Source organism: Pseudomonas sp. BF-RE-25 (assembly GCF_019956105.1).
Lineage (GTDB): Bacteria > Pseudomonadota > Gammaproteobacteria > Pseudomonadales > Pseudomonadaceae > Aquipseudomonas > Aquipseudomonas migulae.
The window spans coordinates 108,992-116,963 of record NZ_JAHBDB010000008.1 but is presented as its reverse complement, the minus strand read 5'-3'; the positions used below and the strand labels follow the sequence as shown (position 1 = coordinate 116,963).

Below are 7,972 nucleotides of genomic sequence, written 5' to 3'. Positions count from 1 at the left end.
TTGCTGGCGATGGGGCCCTGACGGTTGATGCGAAGCTCCAGGCCGCCATCGCCAGCAAGCCGGCTCCTACAGAGGGGATGCGGGTCAGTCCATCAGGCCCCATTCGCCGGGTTGTGCGTTGGGTCCCGGTGATGCGTCGGCATGCAGCTTGAGCCGCAGGCGCAAATTGTTCAGCGAGTCCGCATGCTTCAAGGCCTCTTCTTCGCCGATAGCGCCTTCGATCACCAGTGCGTACAGCGCGCAATCGAACGTCTGCATGCCCTGTTCGGTCGACTTCTCCATGATCCCTTTGAGCTCGTCGAATTCATTGCGCCGTATCAGGTCGCCTACGGTCGGCGTGCCCAGCATCACTTCTACCGCCGCCCTGCGTTGACCGTCGCGAGTGCGCACCAGACGCTGGGAAACGAACGCTTTAAGGTTGTTGCCCAGGTCATGCAGCAGTTGCATCCGCCGTTCTTGCGGGAAGAAATTGATAATGCGATCCAGCGCCTGATGGGCGTTGTGGGCATGCAAGGTGGAAATCACCAAATGTCCGGTGTCGGCAAACGCCAGCGCATGCTCCATGGTCTCGCGGTCGCGGATCTCACCGATCAGCACCACATCGGGCGCCTGGCGCAGGGTGTTTTTCAGCGCGGTATGAAAACTGCGGGTATCGACGCCGACCTCGCGCTGATTGATGATCGATTTTTTGTGCCGGTGGATGTACTCGATAGGGTCTTCGATGGTGACGATATGCCCGCTGCTATGGCGGTTGCGGTAATCGATCAACGCCGCCAGCGAGGTCGACTTGCCTGAGTCGGTGGCGCCGACGAACAGCATCAGCCCTTGTTTGAGCATCACCGCTTCCAGCAGCACGGGTGGTAACTTGAGGTCTTCGAAACGCGGAATGTCGAGCTTGATGTTGCGCACCACGATCGACACATCGTTGCGCTGCTTGAAAATATTGACCCGAAAGCGCCCGACACCCGACAACGAAATCGCCAGGTTCATCTCCAGCTCCCGATCGAACTCCAATCGCTGTTCGGCGTCCATGATGGACGCGGCAATCGCGGCGATTTCCCCCGGTTTGAACGGCTGGTCGGCCAATGGTTTGAGTACACCGTCAAACCGGGCGCAGGGTGGCGCACCGGTGGACAGGTACAAATCGGAACCCTCCTGGCTGGACAGGGTCTTTAACAGCGCATCGATTTCCATGGCAAAAAACACCCGCGAAGCATTCAATGAACAGAAATGACCCGAAAAATCGGTCATTCAGCGTCTACCGCCCTAGGATAGTAGACGCCGTCACCCCGACCGACGTGCAGGACACCTTGATGAACGCAGTACCCACCGGCAGCGATGCCCAGGCCTTGATTGCCAGACTGGACTGGACGTGCACCCCGCTCGGCGCCGCCAGTGACTGGCCGCAGAGCCTGCGCACGGCGGTGGACATCGTGATTCACTCACCGATGCCGATGCTGTTGCTGTGGGGGCCGCAGCTTACGCAGATCTATAACGACGGCTTCGCGCTGCTGGCCGGCAGCAAGCATCCGCACGCTTTCGGACAACCGACGCACCAGATATGGCCAGAACTCAAAGACTTTACCGACCCGATTTACAGCGCCGTCCTACAAGGCCAGGTGCGGACTTACAGCGAACAGCGCTTCACCCTGCAACGCGACGGGAATGATTCCGACTTCTGGCTGGATTTGACCTACAGCCCGATCCGCGATGAACACGCCGACGTCGCCGGGATTCTGGTCACGGCCATTGAAACCAATGAACGCCGACGCATCGCCCTCGAACTGGAGCAACGCTCGGCCGCCAGCCTGAAGGCACAGCGCGAGACCGAGGAACGCCTGCAACTGGCGCTGGCCGCCACTGACGCCGTCGGCACCTGGGACTGGGACATCGGCGAAGACCGCTTCATTGCCGACGCGCACTTCGCCCAATTGCACGGCATCGACCCGCTACTCGCCAGTCAGTTGCCCATCAGCGACTATCTCGAAGCCGTGCATCCGGAAGACCGCTCGATGGTCACCCGCGGCATCAAGCAGTGCATCACTCAGGGCAGCGAATACGCCGAGGAATATCGCCTGCTGCAACCCGACGGTCAGTTGCGCTGGGTGTTTGCCCGGGGCCGTTGTTACAAGGACCACCATGGCCGGCCGATCCGTTTCCTCGGCGCCGCGCTGGACCTGACCGAACGAAAACACACCGAACAGGCCTTGCGTCAGAGTCAGACCGAGCTGCAACTGATCATCAACGCCATGCCGATCCTGATCAGTTACGTCGACAGCGAGGAACGCTTTCGCCTGAACAATGCGGCGTACCTCGACTGGTACGGCCTGACGCCCCAAGAGCTTTACGGTCGGACCATTCGTGAGGTGCTGGGTGAAGAAGCCTACGCCTTGCGTGCCGAATACATCGCCGAAGCATTGGCTGGCAGGACCTGCTGTTTCAGCATCAGCACGCCGCATCGTGATGGCAGCACTCGACAAGCCTTGATGAATTACCTGCCCCGCCACGGGCCGGATGGCGCGGTGAACGGTTTCTACATTTTTGTGATCGACGAAACCGAGCGCAAACAGACCGAAGAAGCCTTGCGCAACCTCAACGAAACCCTTGAGGAACGTGTCGCCGCCCGTACCCAGCAATTGGCCGAAGCGAACCAGCGCCTGCAAAACGAAATGTTCGAACGCGAGCGCGCCGAAGATGCCCTGCGCCATGCGCAAAAAATGGAAGCGGTCGGCCAGCTCACCGGCGGCATCGCCCATGACTTCAACAACATGCTCACCGGGATCATCGGCAGCCTCGACCTGATGCAGCGCTACATCGCCGATGGGCGTACCGCCGAGATCGGCCGTTTCACCGAAGCGGCGGTGTCGTCAGCCAACCGCGCAGCCGCCCTGACCCATCGCCTGCTCGCTTTCTCCCGGCGCCAGTCGCTGGACCGCAAGCCGCTGAACGCCAACGAACTGATTCATTCTCTGGAAGACTTGCTCAGCCGCACCAAGGGCGACCACATCGAGCTGAAACTGCAACTGGCCGATGAAGCCTGGCCGGTCAGCACCGACGTCAGCCAACTGGAAAACGCCCTGCTCAATCTGGTGATCAATGCGCGTGATGCCATGCCCGATGGCGGCGAGTTGCGTATCGAAACCGCCAATGTCTATCTGGACAGCAGTGACATCAACATCCTGGAACCCGTCAAGGCCGGGGATTACCTGATGATCGCCGTCAGTGACAACGGCACCGGCATGACCCCGAAAGTGTTGGCCAAGGCGTTCGATCCATTTTTCACCACCAAACCTATCGGCCAGGGCACGGGGCTGGGTTTGTCGATGATCTACGGTTTTGCCCAGCAGTCGGGCGGCCACGTGAGCCTGTTCAGCCTGCCGGGCCAGGGCACCAGCGTGCGCCTGTTCTTGCCGCGTTTGCACGAGATGGAGCCGCAAGATGTGCTGACGCCGGTCATCGGCGAGGCCCCCTCGGCGATAGCCGGGGAAACCGTGGTGTTGGTGGAAGATGATCCGGCGGTGCGCATGCTGGTGTTCGATCTGCTCAAGGAGCTGGGTTATCGCGCCCACGAGGCCGAAGATGCGAAGACCGCCCTGCCCCTGCTCGAATCCGATTTGCGGGTCGATCTGCTGGTGACCGATGTCGGGCTGCCGGGCATGAACGGTCGGCAATTGGCAGAAATCGCCCGTCAGCACCGTCCGGAGCTCAAAGTGCTGTTCATGACCGGTTACGCGGAAATGGCCGCCGAGCGTCAGAGCTTCCTTGAGGAAGGCATGGACATGGTGGCCAAACCGTTTTCGGTTGACCTGCTGGCCAACAAGATTCGCACGATGATCGGCCAACCCGAGTGAGTTGAGGCATAATCGCGCGCCCCGATCCACCCACATAGCCACTACCGTTGCAAGGTACTCGCCCCATGAAAGCTCAAGCCCGCCACATTCTGGTGAAAACCTCGGAAGAAGCCGAGCAGCTCAAACAACGCATAGCCAAGGGCGAAGCCTTCGATGTGCTGGCCAAGAAGTATTCCACCTGCCCGTCCGGCAAGCGCGGCGGTGATCTCGGTGAAGTACGGCCAGGGCAGATGGTCGGTGTGATTGATGCGGTGATTTTCAAGAAGCCGTTGCGGGTGGTGCATGGGCCGATCAAGAGCAAGTTTGGCTATCACCTGGTGCAGGTGTTTTATCGGGATTGATGGGTTGGCTTGAGGGCCCCATCGCTGGCAAGCCAGCTCCTACAAGGACCGCGAAAAACCTGTAGGAGCTGGCTTGCCAGCGATCCGGTGGCGCAGCCAACCGGCCATTCACCGACTACCTTGGGATCAGTGCCCCAGGCACCTGAATCACCCGACTCGCCAACCGATGCCCCGCCTCGGCCGCCTCCACCGGACTCCCCCCCTTGAGCCGACTGGCCAGGTACGCCGCACTGAACGAATCCCCCGCCGCCGTCGTGTCCACCACGCGTTCGACCTTCTGTGCCGGCACCTCGAACGACTCGCCCTCACAGCGAATCAGGCACGCTTCGGCACCGCGCTTGAGCACCACTTCCGGCGTACCCACCTGCTCGTAAGCGGCGAACACCGCCTCGCAATCGGAAAAATGAAACAGCGCCTGTTCGTCGTCGACAGTCAGCAACGCCAGATCCACATACGGCAACACGCTGCGATACGCCGCCCGAGCGTCCTCGATCGACGCCCACAAACGTGGCCGGTAATTGTTATCGAACACAATCCGCGCATCCCGCTGGCGAGCTTCGATCAGGGTTTCCAGCAACTTCTCCCGACCTTGTACACCGAGCACCGCCAGGGTGATGCCGCTGAAATACAACACGTCGTAATCCGGCAGCGCCGCGAGAATCGGCGCGGCGGCTGGCGTGGTAAAGCAATCGCGGACGGCGGCTTCGTTGCGCCAGTAGAGAAAACGCCGCTCACCGGCGGCGTCGGTCTGGATGCAGTACAAGCCGGGCAAGCGACCGGGCAGGCGCTGGACCATGTCTAGGCCAATGTTTTCGGCGGCCCAGCTTCGGCACATGGCATCGCTGAAACTGTCATCGCCCAGGGCGGTGACGTAATCAACGCTGCCGCCTTCGCCCAATTCCCGGGACAGGTAGACCGCCGTGTTCAAGGTATCGCCGCCGAAGCTCTGTTGCAGACTGCCGTCGGCGCGGTGTTGCAATTCGATCATGCATTCGCCGATCAGGGCGATGCGCGGGATGTTGGGGCCGAGTGTGTTGATGGTGTTCATTGTTGTGGTGTCTCTGGTGGTTCGGTGGTGTCTGGTCGGGCGCATTCGCGGGCAAGCCTCGCTCCTACAGGATTTGTGCCGTAATCATCATTTGCGAATGACACAAAACCTGTAGGAGCGAGGCTTGCCCGCGAAGGCCGCACCTCGGTCTGGAACCTTAGAAACAGGTTTCCATGGTTTCGATGACACTCAACTGCTCATCCACCAGACACCCCGTGCGCCACTTGTCGAACGTCAGGCACGGGTGCGAAGTGCCGAACGAAATGATATCGCCCACCCGCAGCTCAATCCCCGGCGCCACGGTCATGAACGCGTGCTGATCCATCACCGCCGTTACCTTGCAGGCACTGACATCGTCACCCTTTGCCGGCACCACACCAGCCTTGTAACGCAGCAATGGCACCGGCAGCCCGGCGTCGTAGGCCACGTCGCGTTTGCCCAGGGCGATCACTGCAAAACCCGGTTCCGGCAACGATTGCACATGGGCCCAGACTTCCAGCGCCGGGCGCAGGCCTTCGTGCAGATCGCTACGACGGTCGAGCACGCAGCATTGCGCTTCTTTATAGATGCCATGGTCGTGGGCCACGTAGCTGCCAGGGCGCAATACGCTGAGGAAACGTCCGCCAGCGTTCTGCGCTTCGAAGGACTCGGCGATCAGGTCGTACCAGGCCGAACCCGACGCGGTGATGATCGGCTTGGCAATGGCGAACGCGCCGCTGTCCTGCAACTGCACCGCCAGACGCACCAGCGACGCGGCGAACGCACGAATGCCGGTGACCGCATGATCACCGTGAATCACGCCTTCATAACCTTCGATACCGGTCAGTGCCAACGCGGGTTGTGCGCTGATGGCCTTGGCCAGGGCGATCACTTCCTCTTCGGTCCGGCAACCGCAACGACCACCCACCACACCGTACTCGATCATCACGTTCAGGCGCACACCGCGCGAGGCGAAATACGCGCCGAGGTCAGCGACGTTGTCGGGGTGATCGACCATGCAATGGAAATCGAACGTCGGGTCCGCCAACAAATCGGCGATCAGCGCCATGTTCGGCGTCCCCACCAATTGGTTGGCCATCAGCACCCGACGCACACCATGCGCGTACGCAGCGCGGGTTTGCGTGGCGCTGGCCAGGGTGATGCCCCAGGCGCCGGCGTCCAGTTGGCGGCGAAACAAGGCCGGGGTCATGCTGGTTTTGCCGTGAGGCGCGAGTTCGGCGCCGCTGTTGCTGACGAACGCCTGCATCCAGCGAATGTTGTGTTCCAGCGCCTCGCGATGCAGCACCAGCGCCGGCAGGCTGACGTCGCGCACCAGATGGGCACCGGTCTGGGCAAAGCCCTTTTCCACGGCAGCAGTATTTTGGGCAGAAGACATGGTCGAACTCCTCACATTTTCGCGGCCGCGAACAGCCGCTGTTATTCGTTAATGCGACGGGCCAGGCGGTTGGCGTTGTCGATCAACACCCGGCGATAGTCGTTGTAATGCGTCTTGGCATCGGCCCGTGGGGCAACGATGCACAGGGTTGCAATGGCCACGCCGTTCGGGTCTTTGACCGGGGCGGCGAAGCAATGGGTAAAGGTGTCGGCGACACTGTCGAAGGAGAAAAAACCGTCGATGCCGGCCTGACGGATTTCACCGAGAAACTGCTCCAGCGGCAGACGTTCACCGTTGGGCAGGATGAAGTCGTCGTGATCGATCAGGTCGATGATTTCCTGGTCGCTCAGGTGCGCCAGCAACAGGCGCCCGGACGCGGTCCAGGGGATCGGCGCGTTCTCGCCGATGTCCGAGGAAATGCGGAAATGCCGCTCGCCCTCTTTCATCAATGCCACCGTGTATTTGCGCCCGTTGAGCAGGCACATCTGCGCGGTTTCATGGGTCTGGCTGACAATCTCCTGCAGGGCGTGATCGGCCTCGCGGGTCAAGTCGAAATGACGCAAATGCGCCTGCCCGAGGAAGTACAGCTGACGGCCGAGGTAAACGTGACCGTCCTTGCCCACGGGCTCCAGAATCCGCCGTTCGAGCAAGGACGCCACCAGTTCGTAGACCGTGGATTTCGGGCTGCCGATGCCACTGGCAATTTCATTCGGACGCAGGGGCTGGCCGATTTCCTTGAGGAAATCGAGGATATCGAACGCCCGGTCCAGACCGCGAGCCCGGCGCTTGATGGTGTCTTCGGTCATGTTTCAAATTCCCATTCAAAGTGCCGGGAGTTTACCTAGAGTGCTGTGCTGACCGTTAGGCCGCCTTCGCGGGCAAGCCTCGCTCCTACAGACGATGAGCTCATGTAGGAGCGAGGCTTGCCCGCGAAGAATTCACCGCAAATCTCAGGCCTTTTTCTTGTACGCGATGCAGTCGATCTCAACCTTGCAATCAACCATCATGTTCGCCTGCACGCAGGCCCGGGCCGGTGCGTGTTCGGGTTTGAAGTACTCGGAGAAGACCTTGTTGAAACTGGTGAAATCCCGCGGATCTTCCAGCCACACCCCGGCACGCACCACGTCTTCGAGGCCATAACCGGCCTCTTCGAGAATCGCGATCAGGTTCTTCATGGTCTGGTGGGTCTGCTCGACGATGCCGCCAACAATGATCTCGCCATCCAACGCCGGCACCTGGCCAGAAACGTGCAGCCAGCCGTCGGCTTCAACGGCGCGGGCGAAAGGACGAGGCGTACCGCCAGCGGCGCTGCTGCCGGTGCCGTAACGAGTAATGCTCATGAGTGTTTCTCCTGATT

The 7,972-nt window shown here is 60.8% G+C and carries 7 protein-coding genes; 2 read left to right on the top strand and 5 right to left on the bottom strand.

The genetic code is table 11. The features are described 5' to 3' along the window. Positions 1 to 84: 84 nt before the first annotated feature. Positions 85 to 1,194 (bottom strand): PilT/PilU family type 4a pilus ATPase, encoded by a 1,110-nt coding sequence (locus tag KGB24_RS04700; protein WP_223415972.1) that lies wholly within the window; start codon positions 1,192 to 1,194, stop codon positions 85 to 87. Between the two features lie 119 nt (positions 1,195 to 1,313). Between KGB24_RS04700 and KGB24_RS04695 the strand changes: the two genes are divergently transcribed. Together KGB24_RS04695 and KGB24_RS04690 are read left to right on the top strand one after the other, a co-directional pair. Beyond that, positions 1,314 to 3,851 carry a PAS domain-containing protein gene (locus KGB24_RS04695; protein WP_223415970.1) on the top strand — a complete coding sequence of 846 codons (2,538 nt, stop codon included), beginning with the start codon at positions 1,314 to 1,316 and terminating at the stop codon, positions 3,849 to 3,851. A 65-nt stretch (positions 3,852 to 3,916) separates the two neighbouring features. Beyond that, positions 3,917 to 4,192 carry a peptidylprolyl isomerase gene (locus KGB24_RS04690; RefSeq protein ID WP_007898282.1) on the top strand — a complete coding sequence of 92 codons (276 nt, stop codon included), beginning with the start codon at positions 3,917 to 3,919 and terminating at the stop codon, positions 4,190 to 4,192. 115 nt (positions 4,193 to 4,307) lie between these two features. On the opposite strand, the gene KGB24_RS04685 is transcribed toward KGB24_RS04690, so the two are convergent. The 4 genes from KGB24_RS04685 to KGB24_RS04670 form a co-directional block, all read right to left on the bottom strand. Then, positions 4,308 to 5,240, bottom strand: coding sequence for a sugar kinase (locus KGB24_RS04685; protein ID WP_223415969.1), 933 nt, complete (start codon positions 5,238 to 5,240; stop codon positions 4,308 to 4,310). Positions 5,241 to 5,397: 157 nt separating this feature from the next. Then, positions 5,398 to 6,615, bottom strand: a complete 1,218-nt coding sequence (locus KGB24_RS04680; RefSeq protein WP_223415968.1) for an amino acid deaminase — start codon at positions 6,613 to 6,615, stop codon at positions 5,398 to 5,400. Between the two features lie 41 nt (positions 6,616 to 6,656). Then, positions 6,657 to 7,421 carry an IclR family transcriptional regulator gene (locus tag KGB24_RS04675; protein ID WP_008033782.1) on the bottom strand — a complete coding sequence of 255 codons (765 nt, stop codon included), beginning with the start codon at positions 7,419 to 7,421 and terminating at the stop codon, positions 6,657 to 6,659. Positions 7,422 to 7,565: 144 nt separating this feature from the next. Further along, positions 7,566 to 7,955 (bottom strand): RidA family protein, encoded by a 390-nt coding sequence (locus tag KGB24_RS04670; RefSeq protein ID WP_008033044.1) that lies wholly within the window; start codon positions 7,953 to 7,955, stop codon positions 7,566 to 7,568. Positions 7,956 to 7,972: the final 17 nt, after the last annotated feature.

What these genes read in the sequence shown, in the direction of transcription:
- KGB24_RS04700 (WP_223415972.1), bottom strand. Translation starts at nt 1,194, where the DNA reads ATGGAAATCGATGCGCTGTTAAAGACCCTGTCCAGCCAGGAGGGTTCC.
- KGB24_RS04670 (WP_008033044.1), bottom strand. Translation starts at nt 7,955, where the DNA reads ATGAGCATTACTCGTTACGGCACCGGCAGCAGCGCCGCTGGCGGTACG.
- KGB24_RS04680 (WP_223415968.1), bottom strand. Translation starts at nt 6,615, where the DNA reads ATGTCTTCTGCCCAAAATACTGCTGCCGTGGAAAAGGGCTTTGCCCAG.
- KGB24_RS04690 (WP_007898282.1), top strand. Translation starts at nt 3,917, where the DNA reads ATGAAAGCTCAAGCCCGCCACATTCTGGTGAAAACCTCGGAAGAAGCC.
- KGB24_RS04685 (WP_223415969.1), bottom strand. Translation starts at nt 5,240, where the DNA reads ATGAACACCATCAACACACTCGGCCCCAACATCCCGCGCATCGCCCTG.
- KGB24_RS04695 (WP_223415970.1), top strand. Translation starts at nt 1,314, where the DNA reads ATGAACGCAGTACCCACCGGCAGCGATGCCCAGGCCTTGATTGCCAGA.
- KGB24_RS04675 (WP_008033782.1), bottom strand. Translation starts at nt 7,421, where the DNA reads ATGACCGAAGACACCATCAAGCGCCGGGCTCGCGGTCTGGACCGGGCG.